15 protein-coding genes are annotated in these 19,527 nt (G+C 61.0%); 9 read left to right on the top strand and 6 right to left on the bottom strand.

Features of this window, described 5'->3' with window-relative positions; genetic code table 11:
- Positions 1–46 precede the first annotated feature (46 nt).
- The 5 genes from lysS to AC1D1Z_RS10740 all read right to left on the bottom strand — a co-directional run bounded on the left by lysS (position 47) and on the right by AC1D1Z_RS10740 (position 5,971).
- The gene (gene lysS, locus AC1D1Z_RS10760) at positions 47–1,543 is read right to left on the bottom strand and encodes a lysine--tRNA ligase (protein WP_130759660.1); all 1,497 of its coding nucleotides are present in this window, start codon (positions 1,541–1,543) and stop codon (positions 47–49) included.
- Positions 1,544–1,565: 22 nt separating this feature from the next.
- A complete protein-coding gene (gene gltX / locus AC1D1Z_RS10755; RefSeq protein WP_018243629.1) occupies positions 1,566–3,032 on the bottom strand; it encodes a glutamate--tRNA ligase in 1,467 nt (488 codons plus the stop codon).
- Between the two features lie 245 nt (positions 3,033–3,277).
- Complete coding sequence (locus AC1D1Z_RS10750) at positions 3,278–4,027, bottom strand: TerC family protein (RefSeq protein WP_026188530.1); 750 nt, start codon at positions 4,025–4,027, stop codon at positions 3,278–3,280.
- A gap of 215 nt (positions 4,028–4,242) precedes the next feature.
- The gene (locus AC1D1Z_RS10745) at positions 4,243–5,082 is read right to left on the bottom strand and encodes an AraC family transcriptional regulator (RefSeq protein ID WP_018446016.1); all 840 of its coding nucleotides are present in this window, start codon (positions 5,080–5,082) and stop codon (positions 4,243–4,245) included.
- A gap of 208 nt (positions 5,083–5,290) precedes the next feature.
- Complete coding sequence (locus AC1D1Z_RS10740) at positions 5,291–5,971, bottom strand: TetR/AcrR family transcriptional regulator (protein ID WP_477850463.1); 681 nt, start codon at positions 5,969–5,971, stop codon at positions 5,291–5,293.
- Between the two features lie 151 nt (positions 5,972–6,122).
- Between AC1D1Z_RS10740 and AC1D1Z_RS10735 the strand changes: the two genes are divergently transcribed.
- The 5 genes from AC1D1Z_RS10735 (at position 6,123) to xylA (ending at position 13,238) form a co-directional block, all read left to right on the top strand.
- Positions 6,123–7,340 carry an HlyD family secretion protein gene (locus AC1D1Z_RS10735; protein WP_130653076.1) on the top strand — a complete coding sequence of 406 codons (1,218 nt, stop codon included), beginning with the start codon at positions 6,123–6,125 and terminating at the stop codon, positions 7,338–7,340.
- Positions 7,341–7,468: 128 nt separating this feature from the next.
- The gene (locus AC1D1Z_RS10730; RefSeq protein WP_477850461.1) at positions 7,469–9,067 is read left to right on the top strand and encodes a DHA2 family efflux MFS transporter permease subunit; all 1,599 of its coding nucleotides are present in this window, start codon (positions 7,469–7,471) and stop codon (positions 9,065–9,067) included.
- 205 nt (positions 9,068–9,272) lie between these two features.
- A complete protein-coding gene (locus AC1D1Z_RS10725) occupies positions 9,273–10,298 on the top strand; it encodes a LacI family DNA-binding transcriptional regulator (protein ID WP_130653075.1) in 1,026 nt (341 codons plus the stop codon).
- Between the two features lie 21 nt (positions 10,299–10,319).
- Complete coding sequence (gene xylB / locus AC1D1Z_RS10720) at positions 10,320–11,774, top strand: xylulokinase (protein WP_477850458.1); 1,455 nt, start codon at positions 10,320–10,322, stop codon at positions 11,772–11,774.
- Positions 11,775–11,927: 153 nt separating this feature from the next.
- A complete protein-coding gene (xylA, locus tag AC1D1Z_RS10715) occupies positions 11,928–13,238 on the top strand; it encodes a xylose isomerase (RefSeq protein WP_130653073.1) in 1,311 nt (436 codons plus the stop codon).
- Positions 13,239–13,319: 81 nt separating this feature from the next.
- Here the strand turns inward: xylA and AC1D1Z_RS10710 are convergent, their stop codons facing one another.
- Entirely contained in the window at positions 13,320–14,351 is a 1,032-nt protein-coding gene (locus AC1D1Z_RS10710) for a LacI family DNA-binding transcriptional regulator (RefSeq protein ID WP_028733942.1), read from the bottom strand.
- 170 nt (positions 14,352–14,521) lie between these two features.
- On the opposite strand from AC1D1Z_RS10710, the gene AC1D1Z_RS10705 reads away from it, so the two are divergent.
- From AC1D1Z_RS10705 to AC1D1Z_RS10690, 4 genes are all read left to right on the top strand, one after another.
- Positions 14,522–16,048 (top strand): sugar ABC transporter ATP-binding protein, encoded by a 1,527-nt coding sequence (locus tag AC1D1Z_RS10705; RefSeq protein WP_018446022.1) that lies wholly within the window; start codon positions 14,522–14,524, stop codon positions 16,046–16,048.
- A 78-nt stretch (positions 16,049–16,126) separates the two neighbouring features.
- Positions 16,127–17,131 carry an ABC transporter permease gene (locus AC1D1Z_RS10700; RefSeq protein ID WP_477850455.1) on the top strand — a complete coding sequence of 335 codons (1,005 nt, stop codon included), beginning with the start codon at positions 16,127–16,129 and terminating at the stop codon, positions 17,129–17,131.
- A gap of 84 nt (positions 17,132–17,215) precedes the next feature.
- Positions 17,216–18,163, top strand: a complete 948-nt coding sequence (locus AC1D1Z_RS10695; protein WP_018072728.1) for a substrate-binding domain-containing protein — start codon at positions 17,216–17,218, stop codon at positions 18,161–18,163.
- A 250-nt stretch (positions 18,164–18,413) separates the two neighbouring features.
- Complete coding sequence (locus AC1D1Z_RS10690; protein ID WP_012759029.1) at positions 18,414–19,466, top strand: sugar phosphate isomerase/epimerase family protein; 1,053 nt, start codon at positions 18,414–18,416, stop codon at positions 19,464–19,466.
- Positions 19,467–19,527 lie beyond the last annotated feature (61 nt).

Raw genomic sequence — 19,527 nt, 5'->3', positions numbered from 1 at the left:
GAATTATGCAGTTGCACCCCGCTTCGATTTTTTGCTTTTCTTCCGGTCAGTCGGCTTTGCTGCGGCGGGCCGGGAAGAGGATGACGTCGCGGATCGACGGCGCATTGGTCAGAAGCATGATGAGACGGTCGACGCCGATGCCGAGGCCACCGGCCGGTGGCATGCCCTGGTCGATGGCGTCGAGGAACTCCTCGTCCAGCTGCTTTTCCTTTTCGCCGCGGGCATGCGCCTGTTCGAGCTGCTCGACCATGCGGCGGCGCTGCTCTTCGGGATCGTTGAGCTCCGAGAAGGCGTTGCCCAGTTCCCAGGCGTTGCAATAGGTCTCGAAGCGCTCGACCAGGCGCGGCTCGCCCGGCACCTCCTTGGCGAAGGGCGAAATGTCCTTCGGGAAATGCGTGACATGCGACGGCTGGATCAGTGTGGATTCGACCTTTTCCTCGAAGATGAAGGCGAGGCATTCGCCCCAGGTCCAATCTTTCTCGACCGCAAAACCGGCAGCCTTGGCGGCAGCGCGCGCCTCTTCATCGGTCTTGATGGCGAGGAAGTCGATGCCGGTCGCTTCCTTGACGGCATCGGGCATCGGCACGCGCTTGAACGGACCCTTGAAGGACATGGTCTTGTCGCCGAAGGGGAATTCCGTCGCGCCGTGGATGGAGAGCGCCAGGTTTTCGAACAACCGCTCGACGAGGTCCATGATGTCCTCGTAATCGGCATAGGCCCAGTAACACTCCATCATGGTGAATTCGGGATTGTGCCGGGTGGAGACGCCTTCGTTGCGGAAGTTCCGGTTGATCTCGAAGACCTTGTCTGTCAGCCCCGACACCAGCGTGCGCTTGAGGAAGAGTTCCGGCGCGATGCGCAGGTACATGTCGAGTTTCAGCGTGTTGTGATGGGTCTTGAACGGCTCGGCGGTGGCGCCGCCATAGACCGAATGCAGCATCGGCGTCTCGACTTCCATGAAGCCGTCATTTTCCATGAAGCGGCGGATGCCAGAGAGGATCTTCGAGCGCTGCTGGAAGCGGAGCTTCGAATCCTCGTTGGTCATGATGTCGAGATGGCGCTTGCGATAACGCAGCTCGATGTCAGAGAGACCGTGCCACTTCTCGGGCATCGGCAGCAGCGACTTCGTCAGCATGGTGATCGTCTGCGCGTTGATCGTCAGCTCGCCACGCTTGGTGCGGCGCACGATGCCGGTGACGCCGATGATGTCGCCGATGTCGATCATCGGCAGCAGGGCGCGGGCTTCCTCGCCGGTGACATCCTTGTGCGAGAAGATCTGGATCTTGCCGGAGGCGTCATGGAGATCCATGAACATGCCGGAGTTGCGCGAGGAATAGACGCGGCCGGCGACGGTGACGATATCCTGCGTCTCGGTGTCCGGCTCCAGGCTCTCGTATTTCGCGGTAAGCTCGGCATTGCCCATCGTGCGGTGAAAATGCGCCGGATAGACCTCGCCGACCTGCTCGCGCAGCAGCTTCAGCTTCTGGGCGCGCACTTCCGTCGCGTCGGAGGAAAGGGTGTTTTCGGTCTTGTTGTCAGCCATTGTCGAAATCCTCTGACTGTTCTTATTTCGAGCCGACGAGGGCGGCGACCGCCTGCGAGGCGAGCTTCAGACGCTGACGCACGACGGACCGGCCGAGGATCGCCATGGAATCGAAAAGCGGCAGGGAACGCGATGAGCCGGATACGGCGACGAAGAGCGGCGAGACCACGACCTTCAGCTTCTTGCCCATGCGGTCGGCGATCGCGCGCAGCTCCGCCTCGATCGTCTCGACGTTCCATTCCAGGATCTTTTCGAGATCCGGCTGAACGGTGTTGAGGATCTCGAGGATCTCCTCCGGCGGTGACTTGATCTTGGCGAAGTCGGAAGGCTGCAGACCGAGATCGGACTTCAGCAGGAAGCCGGCGAGATCGGGCAGTTCGCCGAGCTTGGAAATGCGCGTCTGCGACAGGCGCAGACCTTCCTTCAGACGGTCGTTTTCCATCGCCCAGGTCAGCACACGCGCCTGGAACTCCTCTTCGGACAGCTTCTCGCGGATCCAGCGGCCGTTGAGCCAATCGAGCTTTTGAATGTCAAAGATCGCACCGGCCTTGGAGAGGTTTTCCGGGTCAAACTTCTCGGAGAGCTCGTCCATCGTCAGGAGCTCTTCGCCCTCGGCGATCTGGACGAAGAACAGACCGAGGAAGTTCATCAACGCTTCCGGAATGTAGCCAAGCGCGGAATAATAGGAGATCGAGGTCGGGTTCTTGCGCTTCGACAGCTTCGACTTGTCGGCATTGCGCATCAGCGACAAGTGCATGAAGACCGGCTGGTCCCAGTCGAAATAGCGATAGAGAAGGATGTGCTTCGGCACGGAGGCCAGCCATTCTTCGCCGCGTGCGACGTGAGTGATCTTCATCAGATGGTCGTCGATGACGTTGGCCATATGATAGGTCGGCATGCCGTCGGCCTTGATGAGGACCTGCATGTCGACCGAATCCCACGGAATGGAGACATCGCCGTAGACGCCGTCCGTGAAGTCGCAGGAGCCTTCGGCCGGAATCTTCATGCGGATGACGGTCGTCTCGCCGGCGGCCATGCGCGAGGTGACTTCCTCGGCCGTGAGGTTGAGGCAGAGACCATCGTACTTCGGCGGCTTGCCGGCGGCCCGCTGGGTTTCGCGCATCTGCTCCAGCCGCGCGGGTGTGCAGAAGCAGCGGAAGGCATGGCCCTTGTCCAGCAATTCCTGCCCGTAAGGCTGGTACATTTCCTTGCGGTCGGACTGGCGATAGGGGCCGTAGGGACCGCCGATATCAGGGCCTTCCTTCCATTCCAGCCCGCACCATTTCAGTGCGTCCAACACCTTCGTTTCGAATTCCGGGGTCGAGCGCGTCGCATCGGTATCCTCGATACGCAGGATGAACTCGCCGCCGTGCTTCTTGGCGAAAAGGTAGTTGAAGAGAGCGATGTAAGCGGTGCCGACATGCGGCTCGCCGGTCGGCGAGGGAGCGATGCGAACGCGGACGCCGGTAGCTGTCCCGGAAACTGTCATTGTGTGTGCCCGTCAATGATGCCGGACGGCTTTCATGGGGAAAGCGACGTTCGGCCGGAAGGATGCAGATATCTTCATCGGCAAACCGGCCGGAAAAGGGCATGCGCCCGCACTATCCGCCGATCGTCCGTTCGGCTGGCCTTAGGCCATATTCAACCGGGCGCGTCAAGAAAAACCACGCCTGCAAAGGCCTGATGGTGGTGCGTGAGGGCGCGTCGGTTCCGCCGCGCCCTCGTGCCCAAGCCTCAATGCGCGGCGTCGCGTTTTCGCTTGCGGGCGTTGCGTGCGATCATGTTCAGCACCTCGACCAGCGCCGAGAAGGCCATGGCGGCATAGACGTAGCCCTTCGGCACATGGAAGCCCATGCCTTCGGCGATCAGCGTCGTGCCGATCATCAGCAGGAAGGCGAGCGCCAGCATGACGATCGTCGGGTTCCTCTCGATGAAGTTGGCAAGCGGGGTCGCGGCAACAAGCATGACTGTGACGGCGGCGACGACGGCGACCACCATGATCGGCAGATGAGGCGTCATGCCGACGGCGGTGATGATGCTGTCGACGGAGAAGACGAGGTCGAGCAACAGAATCTGGCCGATGGCCGATGCAAAGCCTGTCGTGGCCGACTTGGCGATGAAATCCTCTTCATGGTCCACGGGGTCGACGCTGTGGTGAATTTCCTTGGTGGCCTTCCAGACGAGGAACAGACCGCCGGCAATCAGGATCAGATCCTTCCAGGAGAAGCCGTGGCCGAAGGCTTCAAACAGCGGTTCGGTCAGCTGCACGATCCAGGCGATGGTGCCGAGCAGGACGAGACGCATGACGAGCGCAAGACCGATGCCGATCTTGCGGGCCTTCTCGCGGTGTTCGGGCGGCAGTTTGTTGGTGAGAATGGAAATGAAGATCAGGTTGTCGATCCCGAGAACGACTTCCATCACCACCAGCGTGATGAGCGCCACCCAGGCGGCCGGATCCTGAATGAGCGTCATGATTTCCTGCATCAGCGTATATCCCTTTCGCGTCACATGCGTGAATGACGCTCGCAATGTAATGTTGCCGGCCTGCCAAGCAAGCGCAGCAAGGGGTATACGAAACCGATGTGACTTTTATTCCCTAGAACAGGATTTAAGGCCGGGTCGGCCTTAAATTTGAATCCTGTTCTAAATTAAAGAGTTGGAGCATGACGTCGTCCGAAAACCGCTCGCACTTTTCGGCATCATGCTCTGATCGGCAACCAGATTTCGGTGACGCCCATGCCCGTATAGGGGTCGAAGCGCTCGTCATAGCGTTCGAACATGTCGGGTGTCTCGCCGTGCTCCAGGCCCGAGGTCGGCCACCATGCGCCAAAAATCCGGTTCATCGTCGCCGGAATGCCGGAGACGTGGCCGCGATGGGCAAAGACGACGTAGCGCTGGCCTGGAAGTTTGAGCGTTGCAAAATCTCCCGGCAGATCGTCGGCATCGGAGATTTCGACCGCGGCCATATAGCGGAATTTCTCCGCTTCGCCGTCGATATGCGTGCAGATGCCGTAGGCGACATTGCCTTTCTGACCGGAGATATGACCGAAATGGGCATTGAACTTCTGCCAGAGAGAGGGAATGGCGGCGTTGCCGCCATAGGGGTAAATCTCCTGCAAGCCGGCAAACAGCATCGGTTGGAGGGTTTCGAAGCGGGGCGGTTCGAGGTCGTTGAGGTGGGCAGGGTCCATTCTGATCGGCTCCAGCAAGACAAGGTTACGGGCGTGCCCCTGTCTGCGCACCGCATCCGGCGTCATGCCGAACTGGTCGCGGAAGGCACGGGTGAAGGCCTCGTGCGAGCCGTAGCCCGCGCAAAGCGCAACCTCGAGAATGGTGGATGAACCGCCGACCAGTGTGGGCACGGCGCGGCTGAGGCGCCGCCCTCTTATATAGCCGCTGATCGAGTGACCGGTGACGAGCCCGAAGACGCGCGACAGATGGTAGCGCGACAATCCGGCTGCTTCCGATATCTCTTCCAGCGATATATCGCTTTCGAAATGGCTCTCGATGAACCAGATCGCCCGTCCGACGGCGCTCATCCTCACTCTCCTACAGCGCCGCGCGTCTTTTTGAGAGGCGCAAAGGACGCTGTAACACTTTGAAGTGCTGCATAATTTTATCCTTAAATCGATTCCGATTTAAGGAATTATGCAGTGTTGCAGCTTCTTCCTTAAAGAAATGCCGACAGCCGGATTTGATCGCTATTGCGGGATTTTGGCCGATGGAGTGCGGCGGTCTAGGGTGTGGTCAGGCGGTCTCGTGCCGGCGCACGCCATAGGCGGCCATGAAGACCCGGATGGCGCCGCGGATGACGCGCTCGATTTCGTCACGCGGCGGCGGCTCTTCCATGCTTCCAAACAGGCGGAGTTTGAAGAAACTACCGCTGGCGAGATCGAGAAACTGGCCGGCGGCGAGATCGATGTCGTCGATCTCCAGCCTGCCTTCGGCGATGTGCCGTTCCAGGAAGTCGCGCATGATGGTGCGCAGGTTTACCGGGCCCTTGAAGAAGCGTTGACAGAGCACCGGCATGCGGTCGCGAACGCCGAGAACGGTGCGCATCGCGTTGATGACCTTCTCATCGGTCATGTGGGTGACGAAGCTTATCCCGAATTCGTACAGGCCGGCTTCGGGATCGTCATGTTCGGCAAGCGCCGTGCGCACGGCCGCCACGAAGGCGGCGCGCTCGGTCTCGATCATCGCCGAAAACAGCTCTTCCTTGTTGGTGAAATAAACGTAGAGCGTTCCCTTGGAGACTCCGGCCTCGCGCGTCACGTCATTCATGCTGGCGGCGTCGAAACCCATCTTCATGAAGACGCGCTTGGCGCCGGCGAGAATCTGCTGGCGCTTGGCCGGATCTTCGCCTGCGGCAAATCGGCCTCCGGCAGCGGGAGGKCTGAATACAGCGGCGTGGTCGAGTTTCAGCGTCATGTCCTCTTAACCGTGTTTACGGTTTCGCATTTTCTTTAAAGAAATCGAACCGATTGGTTCTATACATCTTGATATGACGATAAAACAGGTTTAAGTCAACTGAACCGAACCGTTCAGTTCGATTATCTACTCCAAGATCGGTAAAGTGGTTATGTCGAGCAACCAGAAGAGCAACGTCGCGCGTATCGTCAGCGAAGACGCCGGGACTGAAGAGGTAAAGGCCGAGGTTGCGGCCGTTGCAGAAGCTCCGACGGCGGAAGCCCGCGAAGTACCTTCCGCTCCCGCGCAGTCGGCGCCGGCTTCGGTCGCCGCCGCACCTGCGGCAGCAAAGAAGCGCCGCAGCCCGGTGCTGCCGATCGTCGTGCTCGCCCTTCTCGCAGGCGGCGGCTGGTATGGTTACGAATGGTGGACGAACGGCCGCTTCATGGTGTCGACCGACGACGCCTATATCGAAGGCGATATCGCAACGATTTCGCCGAAGGTCACGGGCTACGTCGCGAAGGTGAACGTTGTCGCCAACCAGGAAGTCAAAGCGGGCGACGTGCTTGCCACGCTTGATAACGGCGACTATCAGAACGCCCTCGACTTGGCCCAGGCCCAGATCGTCACCGAACAGCTTTCGCTGCAGCGTATCGACGCGCAGATCGAAGGCGCGAATGCGAGCCTCGTGCAGGCGCAGGCGCAGAAGGTGGCACTCGAAGCGGCCGTTCGTGGTGCCGAGATCACGCAGAAGCGCCAGAGCGACCTTCAGGCGAAGTCGGTCGGCACCGCCGCCGATCTCGACAACGCCAATATCGCCCTCGACCAGGCCAAGGCCAATCTTGCCGGCGGCGACGCCAACATCACCGCTGCACAGGCCAACATCACCATCCTCCAGGCCCAGCGCAAGGAAGCGGAAGGCTCGGTCCGTTCGCTGGAAATCTCGCGCGACAAGGCCATCCGTGACCTTTCTTTCACCGTGCTCAAGGCGCCTTATGACGGCATTGTCGGCAACCGCTCCGTCCAGGAAGGCGACCTGGTCTCTCCCGGCCAACGCCTGATGGCACTCGTTCCAGTGCGCCAGCTCTACATCGACGCCAATTTCAAGGAAACGCAGATCCAGCATCTGGTGCCGGGCTCGAAGGTCAACGTCCAGGTCGATGCCTATAGCGATCATCCGGTTGTCGGCACCGTCGAATCGATCTCACCGGCCTCCGGCTCGGTGTTTTCGATGCTGCCGCCCGAAAACGCCACGGGCAATTTCACCAAGGTGATTCAGCGGGTGCCAGTGCGCATCGCGCTGCCGCAGGATGCGCTCGACAGCGGGCGTCTGCGCGCGGGCCTGAGCGTCGTCGTCGACGTCGACACCCGTACGGCGCCGAGCAAGTAAGCCTTTAGAGCAAGTCCAGCAAAAGTGTGCAGCGGTTTTGCACCCGGAATTGCGTGAAAACAAAGAGATAGAGCAATTCCGTAATTCGAAGAAAAACGGAATTGCTCTGGAAAGGCGGAGGTGGTCTGATGGCCGGGAGCGCGACAGCAACAGCGGGGACGATTCCGGCAGCGCCTGCCCATGCCGACGAGCGCATGGATCCGAAGAAGCTCATCGCCTTCTTCGCGATGGTGCTCGGCATGTTCATGTCGATCCTCGACATCCAGATCGTTTCGGCCTCGCTTGCGGAGATCCAGGCCGGCCTTTCGGCCGGCAGCGACGAGATAGGCTGGGTGCAGACGTCCTATCTGATCGCGGAAGTGATCATGATCCCGTTGTCTGGCACGTTGGYGCGCATCATCTCGACGCGTTATCTCTTCGCGATCTCGGCCGCCGGCTTCACCATGGCGAGCGCGCTGGCGGCGACGGCGACGAATATCGACCAGATGATCGTCTATCGCGTCATCCAGGGCTTCATCGGCGGCGGCATGATCCCGTCGGTCTTCGCGGCCGCCTTCACCATCTTCCCGCCGTCGAAGCGTAGCATCGTCTCGCCGATCATCGGCCTGATCGCGACGCTGGCGCCGACTATCGGCCCAACGGTCGGCGGTTATCTCAGCCACGCCTTCTCCTGGCATTGGCTGTTCCTCGTCAATATCGTTCCCGGCATCATCGTCACGATCGTCACCTGGAACTTCATCGATTTCGACAAGCCGGAACTGTCGCTCTTCAAGAAGTTCGACTGGTGGGGGCTGATCTCGATGGGCGTGTTCCTCGGCGCGCTGGAATATGTGCTCGAAGAGGGCAATTCGAACGATTGGTTCAACGACAGTTCCATCACCATCGCAGCGGTTGCCTCCGGCGTTGCAGCCATCGTCTTCTTCTATCGCGCCTTCACGGTGGATTTCCCCGTCGTCGACCTGAAGGCTTTCGCGAACCGGAATTTTTCCTTCGGCTCGGTGTTTTCTTTCGTCATGGGCATCGGCCTCTATGGCCTCACCTATATCTACCCGGTCTATCTCGGGCGCATCCGTGGTTATGACTCATTGATGATCGGCGAGACGATGTTCGTCTCCGGGCTTGCGATGTTCTTCACCGCGCCGATCGCCGGCCGGCTGTCGACCAAGATGGACCTGCGCCTGATGATGGTGATCGGCTTCGTCAGTTTCGCTGCCGGCACTTTCATCATGATGCATCTGACGGCGGATTGGGATTTCTACGAACTGTTCATCCCGCAGATCCTGCGTGGCTTCGGGCTGATGATGTGCATGGTGCCGATCAACAACATCGCGCTCGGCACGATGCCGCCCTCGCGCATGCGCGGCGCGTCCGGCCTGTTCAATCTGACCAGAAACCTCGGCGGCGCCGTCGGCCTTGCCGTCATCAACACCGTGCTCACCAATCGGCAGGACGTGCATTACGAGCGGCTGCGGGAGAATATGGATTGGGGCAATCCGGCGGCGATCGACCAGATGAACAACATGGCCGCCAATTTCAATACCTATGGCATGGATGGCGCCTCGGTCGCGATCAAGCAGATGGTCGGTCTTGCCACCAAGCAGGCGATCATCCTCTCCTTCAGCGACGTGTTCCTGATCCTGACCGCACTCTTCCTTGCCATGATCCTCGGTGTCGCGATGATCAAGAAACCCGCGCCGCAAGGCGGGGGAGGCGGGGGCGGCCACTGACCTCCGGCCTGCCGCCCCTTGAAAAGGCCCTCTTCGGAGGGCCTTTTTGTTTGCTGTTTTTTGGCCTCCGTGCCATCAGGCAGATAAGCGCTGGCCGGATCGGTGCGAAGCGGACCGCACCGGAAAACAATGCGGAAATTGGCCTATTCGATTTTTTGATTTACGTACATCAAAATTGGCGCTAATGGTCTCGTCAGGAGGAATGATGAGGCCAACAGTTCACGATATCGCCGCTGCCGCCGGTGTCAGTCTCGCGACTGTCGACCGGGTTCTCAATCAGCGCCCCGGTGTGCGCCACGTCACGCGGGAAAAGGTCGAGACCGCGATCCGCGAGCTTGGTTATGTCAGAGACGTCGCCGCCGCCAATCTTGCCAAGGGGCGCACCTATCCGCTGGTCTTCATCCTTCCGGCCAGCGACAATTCCTTCATGTACGGGCTCAATGCCGAAATCCGGCAGGCCGCTCTCCGCTCGCCGGCCGAGCGTACCGATATCCGCACCATCGAGGTGCCGGCCTTCGATCCGGCCGCCCTCGTCTCCGTGCTCGAAGGGCTTTCCCAGGAAAAACCTTGTGGCATCGCACTGGTCGCGACCGATGCGCCTGAGGTGCGCGCCGCCGTCGACCGGCTGGTGCGCGAGCGCTTTCCCATCGTTACCCTGGTTTCCGATCTCACGGGCTCGCTGCGCCATCACTATGCCGGCGTCGACAATATCGCGGCCGGCCGTACAGCCGCCCGACTGCTCGGTCGATTTCTTGGGCGGCGAAAGGGCGAGATCGCTGTGCTCGCCGGCTCCATGCTGGTGCGCGATCATCGCGAGCGGCTGGAGGGCTTTAGCGCAATCATGGCCGAGGAATTTCCTGATCTGGCGATCCTGCCGGTTCTCGAAGGCCGCGACGATCCCGAGGTCGCCCACATGCTCGTCGCTGACGCGCTTTCGAGGAATGCCGGAATCATCGGCGTCTACAGCCTCGGCGCCGGCAATCGCGGCCTGATCCGGGCGCTGAAGGAGAAGGCCGTCGACCGCATACTGACCGTGATTGCCCACGAGCTGACCGCCCATACCCGTGCAGCACTCATCGACAACACGATCGACGCGATCCTCAACCAGGATGCCGGCCATGAGGTGCGCAGCGCAATCCGCGTGCTGAAAGCCAAGGCGGACGGGCTTGCCGTCATCGAAGCGCAGGAGCGCATCCGCCTCGACATATTCCTGAAAGACAATCTGCCGTAACGGCAAAGGGAGAAATACCACATGTATCTGGGTCTCGATCTCGGAACCTCCGGCGTCAAGGCGATGCTGATCGACGGTGATCAGAAGATCGTCGGCTCGGCCAATGGTTCGCTCGACGTCTCGCGTCCGCATTCCGGCTGGTCGGAGCAAGAGCCGGCCCACTGGGTGCGCGCCACGGAGGAGGCTGTCGCCGGCCTCAAGGCAAAACATCCGAAGGAGTTAGCTGCGGTCAAGGGCATCGGCCTTTCCGGCCAGATGCACGGCGCAACGCTCATCGATGCCTCCGACAAGGTCCTGCGCCCCTGCATCCTCTGGAACGACACCCGCAGCTATGTCGAGGCCGCGGCACTCGATGCCGATCCGCGCTTTCGCGCGCTCACCGGCAACATCGTTTTCCCCGGCTTCACGGCGCCGAAGCTCGCCTGGGTCGCAAAACATGAGCCCGATGTCTTCGGCAAGATCGCCAAGGTGCTCTTGCCGAAGGACTACCTGCGTCTTTGGCTGACTGGCGAATATATCTCGGAAATGTCGGATTCTGCCGGCACTTCCYGGCTCGACACCGGCAAACGCGCCTGGTCCTCCGAACTGCTCGCCGCCACCAAGCTTTCCGAGGAGCAGATGCCGGCGCTTGTTGAAGGCACCGAGCAGGCCGGCAAGCTGCGGTCCGAACTGGCGGCGCAATGGGGTATATCAGGTGATGTCGTCGTCGCCGGTGGTGCCGGCGACAATGCGGCTTCGGCCTGCGGCATGGGCACGGTCAGCGATGGCGCCGCCTTTGTCTCGCTCGGCACATCAGGCGTACTTTTTGCCGCGAACGGCTCGTATCTGCCGAAGCCGGAAAGCGCCGTGCATGCCTTCTGCCACGCGCTGCCGAACACCTGGCACCAGATGGGCGTCATCCTGTCGGCGACCGATGCACTGAACTGGCATTCCGGTGTGACCGGCAGATCGGCCGCCGATCTTACCGGCGAGGTCGGCGACACGCTGAAGGCGCCCACCGGTGTCACCTTCCTGCCTTATCTCTCCGGCGAGCGCACACCGCACAATGATGCCGTCATCCGCGGCGCCTTCATCGGCCTCGAACACGAAAGCAGCCGTATCGTTCTGACCCAGGCAGTGCTCGAAGGTGTCGCCTTCGCCATTCGCGACAATCTCGAAGCGCTGCGCTCGGCCGGCACCGGCATATCCCGGGTCACGGCAATCGGCGGCGGTTCGCGCTCGCGTTACTGGCTGGCGTCGATCGCGACCGCGCTCGGCGTTCCGGTCGACCTGCCGGCCGACGGCGATTTCGGCGCGGCCTTTGGCGCAGCCCGCCTCGGCCTGATCGCAGCAACGGGGGCAGATCCCATTGCCGTCTGCACGCCGCCGGTAACAGCCGGAACGATCGAGCCGGTGTCGGCACTGAGCGGCGCTTATGAGGATGCTTACAAGCGCTACCGCGCGCTCTACCCGGCGATCAAGTCGCTGGCGCATTGATATTTGGGCAGCCGCCGATCCGCCTGCCTGCACCCTCTCCCCAAGGGGAGGAGAGACCAGCAGCGGCGCCTCTTTCCCTCTCGCCAGCGGGGAGAGGGTAGGGTGAGGGGCCCCACGGAACAACAGACAAGAGTGAACCCAAGGAGAACCAACATGAGCACCGGATTTTTCGGCGATATCCAGAAAGTAAAATACGAGGGCCCGGACAGCACCAATCCGCTGGCCTTCCGCTACTACCAGCCGGACGAGATCGTCATGGGCAAGCGCATGGAAGACCATCTGCGCTTTGCGGTGGCCTATTGGCACACCTTCACCTGGCCGGGCGGCGACCCGTTCGGTGGTCAGACCTTCCTGCGTCCGTGGTTCGAGGACACGATGAAGGCCGCCAAGCTCAAGGCCGACGTCGCCTTCGAATTCTTCTCGCTGCTCGGCTCGCCCTATTACTGCTTCCATGACGCCGACGTGCGTCCTGAGGGCAAGAACTTCGCCGAAAACACCAAGAACCTCAACGAGATCGTCGATTATTTCGCCGAGAAGCAGGCCGCAACCGGCACCAAGCTGCTCTGGGGCACGGCGAACCTCTTCTCCCACCGCCGCTATATGTCGGGCGCTGCGACCAATCCGGATCCTGACGTCTTTGCTTTCGCAGCTGCGACGGTAAAGACCTGCATCGATGCCACGCAGAAGCTCGGCGGCGAAAACTACGTGCTCTGGGGTGGTCGCGAAGGTTACGAGACGCTGCTCAACACCGATATCGGCCGCGAGCTCGACCAGCTCGGCCGCTTCCTCCACCTCGTGGTCGAATACAAGCACAAGATCGGCTACAAGGGCACGATCCTGATCGAGCCGAAGCCGCAGGAGCCGACCAAGCACCAGTATGATTACGACGTCGCGACCGTCTATGGCTTCCTCAAGAAGCACGGCCTTGAAAACGAGGTGAAGCTCAATATCGAGCAGGGCCACGCGATCCTTGCCGGCCACTCCTTCGAGCACGAGCTGGCGCTTGCCAATGCACTCGGTATCTTCGGCTCGATCGACATGAACCGCAACGACTACCAGTCCGGCTGGGATACCGACCAGTTCCCGAACAATGTTCCGGAAATGGCGCTCGCCTATTACCATGTTCTGGCAGGTGGCGGATTCAAGACCGGCGGCACCAACTTCGACTCGAAGCTTCGCCGTCAGTCTCTCGACCCGGCGGATCTGCTGATCGGCCATATCGGCGGCATGGATTGCTGCGCCCGCGGCCTGAAGGCCGCCGCCAAGATGATCGAGGACAAGGCTCTGTCGCAGCCGCTCGCCGATCGTTATGCCGGCTGGGAATCCGCCGAGGCGCAGAAGCTCTTCCGCGGCGAGTATTCGCTGGATGAGATCACCCACTATGTCGAGAGCCACGACGTGAACCCGCAGCCGAGATCCGGCAAGCAGGAGCTGCTGGAGAACGTCGTCAACCGTTACGTTTGATGAAGCGCGCCGGCGGTCATCGACCGCCGGCGCAAGCCTCTTCGGCCGGGCGAGGGCGCAAAGCCTTCAGCCTCTATCGGTTTACCGTTTCGACCAGTTGCGCGATGGGGCTGAGACGGAGTTTCGAACCACCAGATCCGGGCGCAGCAGGATTTCCGTTTCGGTCGGCCGGCCATCGGACAGGAGTTCGAGCAGCAGCGCCATCGCCTGCTTGCCGATTGCCGTTCTCGGCTGGCGGATCGTGGTCAGCGGCGGCGATATGAAGACCGCCTGCGGCACGTCGTCGAAACCGGTCACCGAGAAATCCCGCGGAATATCGTAGCCTCGCGCGCCGAGCCCGATCATGACGCCGATCGCCGTCTGGTCGTTGACGCACATGAAGGCCGTCGGAAGCGTGTCGCGCATGAAAAGCTGTTCAACCGCATGCCGCCCGCTTTCGATCGTGCCGTCACCTTCGAGCACGATCCTGGTGTCGGGCGGGATGCCGGCGGCGTCGAGACCGGCATCGTAACCCATCCGGCGCCTGGTATAGGCAAGCCGGGTGCGCGAATCGCCGATGAAGGCGATCTTGCGATGCCCTTCGGCCAACAGCAGGTCCACCGCTTTCCGAGCGCCCTCGGTATCGTCGACGCCCACATAGGGAATGCCGCCGTTGAAGACGGGCTCGAAAACACCGACGCTCGGCGGCAGCCGTGCGGTCATCGTCTGATGCCCGAACGGCAGGATACCGGTGAAGAGGATCAATCCGGCCGCCTGGTTGGAATTGAAGAATTTCAGATATTCCAGACCGCGCTGGGCATCGTTCTGCGTGTGGCCGATCAGGATGCCGTAGCCGTGCGCGCGGGCTTCGTTCTCCAGCCCGACGAGAATGTTGGAGAAATTGGGATCGCCGATATCGGGCGCCACGACAAGGATCATGTTGGAGCGGCCGAGCCTCAGGCTGCGCGCCATGGCATTGGTGGTATAGCCGGTGATGGCGATCGCCTGGTTGACCTTGAGGCGCGTGGAGTTGGCGACCTTCTCCGGCATGTGGATTGCCCGGGAAACCGTCGCGATAGAGACCTCGGCGATCCGGGCGACGTCTTCGATGGTTGCGGGCGTGGAATTCGACACTGAGCTCTGCCTTGGGCTGTCTTCGCCGCGACACTACACAGACTTGTCGAGAGGTCAAAGGCAGGCTTCAACTGATCTGTGTAAATCAACGATGTAAACCTTTACACGATGTATGTAAAGGTTTACATAAGGCTTCAGAGCGGACGGGGAGCCGCTTTGGGGAGGATCAGATGACCGTGGAGATCGCCGACACCGCACCCGTGGTGCTGTCCGCCAGGCGCATATGCAAATCCTTCAGTGGAGTGCAGGTCCTCTTCAGCGTGAACTTCGATCTCCGCGCCGGCGAAATCCATGCGCTCATGGGTGAAAATGGCGCCGGCAAATCCACGCTTGTCAAGGTTTTGTCCGGTTTCGAACAGCCGAGTTCCGGCGAAATCCTGCTCGACGGCAAGCCCGTCGTCCTGCCGCCCAATGGCGCCGCCGAGGCGCTGGGCATCGTCATCATTCACCAGGAATTCAACCTTGCCGAACATCTGACCGTGACGGAAAGCCTCTTTCTCGGGCGCGAAGTCACGCGTTTCGGCATGCTCGACCGCAAATATATGCGGTCGGAGACACGCAAGGTTCTCGACGTGCTCGGTTCGCATGTCGATGAGAATGCACTGATCAGCACGCTTTCCATCGCCGACAAGCAAATGGTCGAAATCGCCAAGGCGATCAGCCGCGATGCGCGGGTGGTGTTCATGGACGAGCCGACCGCGGTGCTGTCGCGGGAAGAGACCAATATGCTGTTCAAGCAGGTTCGCAAGCTTCGCGACCAGGGTACCAGCTTCGTCTTCGTGTCCCACAAGCTCGACGAGGTGATGGAATTGACCGACCGCGTCACGGTGCTGCGCGACGGCCAGTGGATCAAGACTTCGGCGACGTCCATTCTGGACGGGGAATCGATCGCACAGCTTATGGTTGGCCGCGAACTCTCCAGCCTCTATCCCGCCAAGGTCGAGCCTGATGTCGACGAGGAGATTGTCCTCAGCGTCGCCTCGGTGTCGACGGGCTATGTAAAGGATGCGAGCTTCGAGGTGCGCAAGGGCGAGATCATCGGTTTTTCCGGCATGATCGGCTCGGGCCGCACCGAGCTGATGGAAGCGATCGCCGGATTGCGGACCCGTCTCGAGGGCGAGGTGGTCATCAAGGGGGAAACTGTTCCCTCCGGCGACGTGCATGCCGCCAATCGCTGCGGGCTCGCCTACATGACCAAGGACCGCAAGTCGAAAGGCCTGCTGCTGCGCTCCGGCATGGTGACCAATCTGACACTGCAATCGCTCGGAAGGCACGCTCGTCACGGCTATCTGAGCCCGGGCAGCGAAGCGGCCGCGATGGCAAAGGCCAAGCGCCGCTTCGATATCAGGGTTCGCGACGGTAATATCGTCGCCGGCCGGATGTCGGGGGGGAACCAGCAGAAGCTGCTGCTGGCCAAGGTCATGGAGACCGAGCCTCAGATCATCATCATCGACGAGCCGACGCGCGGCATCGATGTCGGCACCAAACAGCAGATCTATCATTTCATCTCGGCGCTCGCCCGGGACGGCCGGTCGATCATCGTCGTGTCCTCGGAGATGCCGGAGGTCATCGGCCTCTGCACGAGAGTGGCGGTGATGCGCGAAGGGCGTATCGTCGGCGTGCTCGAAGGAGACGAGATTTCCGAGCAGGAGATCATGCGTTACGCCGCCGGGCTCAAGAAGAAGGCGGCCGCCTGAAGGCTGAAGCAGGGCTTTGCCGATCAGGAGGACACATAAGATGCCCAGAAAATATGGGACGGGAGGTTGGTTTTGGAAATGAGTGTCAACGAGGAGACCAGGGAAATCCGGCGCCGATCCTGGCGGGATGTCGACCTGCGTGCGGTCGCACCCTTCGTCGCCCTTGCGCTGCTGCTGATCGTCGGAGCCCTGGTCAATCCGAATTTCATCGGCATTACCAACCTTGCCAATGTCGCGACGCGCAGCGCTTTCATCGCCATCATCGCGGTCGGTGCGACCTTCGTGATATCAGCAGGGGATCTCGACTTGTCTGTCGGCTCGATGGTGGCCTTCGTCGCCAGCCTGATGATCCTGCTGATGAATTCGGGCGCCATCGCAAACCCGGCTTTGATGCTGACGGTCGCGGTCGTCTTCACGATCGTCGCCGRCGCGCTCTGCGGTCTGGCAAACGGCCTGATCACGACGGTGGGCAGGATCGAGCCCTTCATCGCGACGCTCGGCACGATGGGTATCTATCGCGGCCTGACGACATGGCTGTCCCAGGGCGGCGCGATCACGCTTCGCTCCGCCGATATCCAGACGCTCTATCGCCCTGCTTATTTCGGCAATGTCGCCGGCATACCCGTGCCGATCGTGGTGATCCTGGCAGTGACGGCGGTTGCGGCCTTCATCCTCTATCGCACCCGCTACGGGCGCCACGTCGTCGCTGTGGGATCAAACAGCGATGTCGCCCGCTATTCAGGTATCGCGGTCAATCGCGTTAGGACGATCGCCTTCGTCATCCAGGGACTGTGCGTCGCCATCGCCGTGCTGCTCTATGTTCCCCGTCTCGGCTCGACGTCGGCGACGACGGGCATCCTGTGGGAGTTGCAGGCGATCACGGCCGTCGTCGTCGGCGGCACGGCGCTCAAGGGCGGCGCGGGCAGGGTCTGGGGCACGATCTGCGGCGCCTTCATTCTCGAACTGGTCGGCAACATCATGTTGCTTTCGAATTTCATCAGCGAATATCTGATCGGCGCCATCCAGGGTGCGATCATCATCATCGCCATGTTCGTCCAGCGCTCGCTGGTGCGCAAATCATGAATTGACCGGGCTTGCAATTGATCGGGCTTACAGGGCGTCCGGTCCCGATATGGAAAAGTCCCTGAATTATTGGGAGGAAATAGCATGCGTAAATTGATGTTGGGCCTGGCGGTTGCGGCGGTGACCTTCGCCGGCGCCGCTCACGCCCAGGACAAGAAATTCACGATCGGCGTGTCCATTCCGGCGGCCGACCACGGCTGGACGTCGGGCGTGGTGTTCCATGCCGAACGCGTTGCCAAGCTGCTGATGGCCGAACATCCCGGTCTCAACGTCATCGTCAAGACCTCGCCGGACGCCGCAAGCCAGGCCAACGCCGTGCAGGATCTCGATACGCAGGGCATCGACGCCCTCGTCATCCTGCCGTCGGATCCGGATCCGCTCGTCAACGCCATCAAGGAAGTCAAGGGCAAGGGCAAGTTCGTCGCCCTCGTCGACCGTGCGCCGAGCAACAACGACAATTCCGTGCGCGATCTCTATGTCGCCGGCAACAACCCAGCTCTCGGCGAAGTCGCCGGCAAGTACATCAAGGACACCACGCCGGATGCCGAAGTGGTCATCATCCGCGGTCTGCCGATCCCGATCGACCAGCAGCGCCAGGACGGCTTTGACAAGGGCATTGCCGGCTCGAACGTCAAGGTTCTTGACCGCCAGTACGGCAACTGGAACCGCGACGATGCCTTCAAGGTCATGCAGGACTATCTGACCAAGTACCAGAAGATCGACGTCGTATGGTGCCAGGACGACGACATGGCCGTCGGCGTTCTGCAGGCGATCGAGCAGGCCAAGCGCACCGACATCAAGTATGTCGTCGCCGGCGCCGGCTCAAAGGACATGGTCAAGAAGGTCATGGATGGCGACAAGCTGATCCCGGTCGACGTTCTCTATCCGCCGGCAATGGTCGGCACAGCGATGGAGCTGACGGCGGCGGCACTTTACGACCAGGTCCCGGTTCAYGGCAGCTACATCCTCGACGCGACGCTCGTCACCAAGGACAATGCCAAGGACTTCTACTTCCCGGATTCTCCGTTCTGATCCATTCATTGGAGATGTGCGCCCATTCGAAAGGATGGGCGCATTTTTTATGCTTCAATAGAGCGGGTGGCCGAAAATGCTGCACGTACCTCTTGCCCGCCAAAGCCCATCATGATTAGCTCGCCGCCATATCGCATCTGGCTTCGCGCCAAATCACGAGCCAAGGGCGAGGAGGCGCCTTGCTCCCGTCAAATTGCGTGCTACAACACTTCAGAAACGTTTACGGTCGATATTCAGGGAGGAATCTGACATGAAGACGATCAAGGGCCCCGGCCTTTTCCTTGGCCAGTTCGCGGGCGATACTGCTCCTTTCAACTCGTGGGACGCGATCACCAAATGGGCGGCCGACATCGGTTACAAGGGCGTCCAGGTGCCGACCTGGGCCAGCCAGCTGATCGATCTGAAGAAGGCCGCCACGTCCAAGGACTATTGCGACGAATTCGCCGGCAAGGCGCGCGAAAACGGCATCGAGATCACCGAACTCTCCACGCATCTGCAAGGACAGCTCGTCGCCGTTCACCCGGCCTATGACGAAGCCTTCGACGGGTTTGCCGCACCGGAGGTGCGCGGCAATCCGAAGGCGCGTCAGGAATGGGCTGTCGAGCAGGTCAAGATGGCGCTGACGGCATCCAAAAACCTCGGGCTCAAGGCGCATGCGACCTTCTCCGGCGCGCTTGCCTGGCCCTTCATCTATCCCTGGCCGCAGCGTCCTGCCGGTCTGGTCGAGACCGCCTTCGACGAACTCGCCCGCCGCTGGACGCCGATCCTCAACCATGCGGACGAGAACGGTATTGATGTCTGCTACGAGATCCACCCGGGCGAAGACCTCCATGACGGCATCACCTTCGAGATGTTCCTGGAGCGGGTGAAGAACCATCCGCGCGCCAACATGCTCTACGATCCCTCGCACTACGTCCTGCAGTGCCTCGATTATCTCGACAACATCGACATCTACAAAGACCGCATCAAGATGTTCCACGTCAAGGATGCTGAGTTCAATCCGACCGGTCGCCAGGGCGTCTACGGTGGCTATCAGGGCTGGGTCGAACGCGCCGGCCGGTTCCGTTCGCTCGGCGACGGCCAGGTCGATTTCGGCGCGGTGTTCTCGAAGATGACGGCGAACAATTTCGACGGCTGGGCCGTGGTCGAATGGGAGTGCGCGCTGAAGCATCCGGAGGACGGTGCCCGCGAAGGCGCCGAATTCGTTGCCGCCCATATCATCCGCGTCACCGAAAAAGCCTTCGACGATTTCGCCGGCAGCGGCACGGATCAGGCGGCGAACCGGCGGATGCTGGGGCTCTAAGCTTCTATTCCCTTCTCCCGAGTGGGGAGAAGGTGCTCGTAAGGGCAGATGAGGGGGATGA

This window comes from Rhizobium sp. P1_E1, assembly GCF_056406015.1.
The sequence above is the reverse complement of the archived record's forward strand: the minus strand, read 5'-3'. Positions and strand labels throughout refer to the sequence as shown.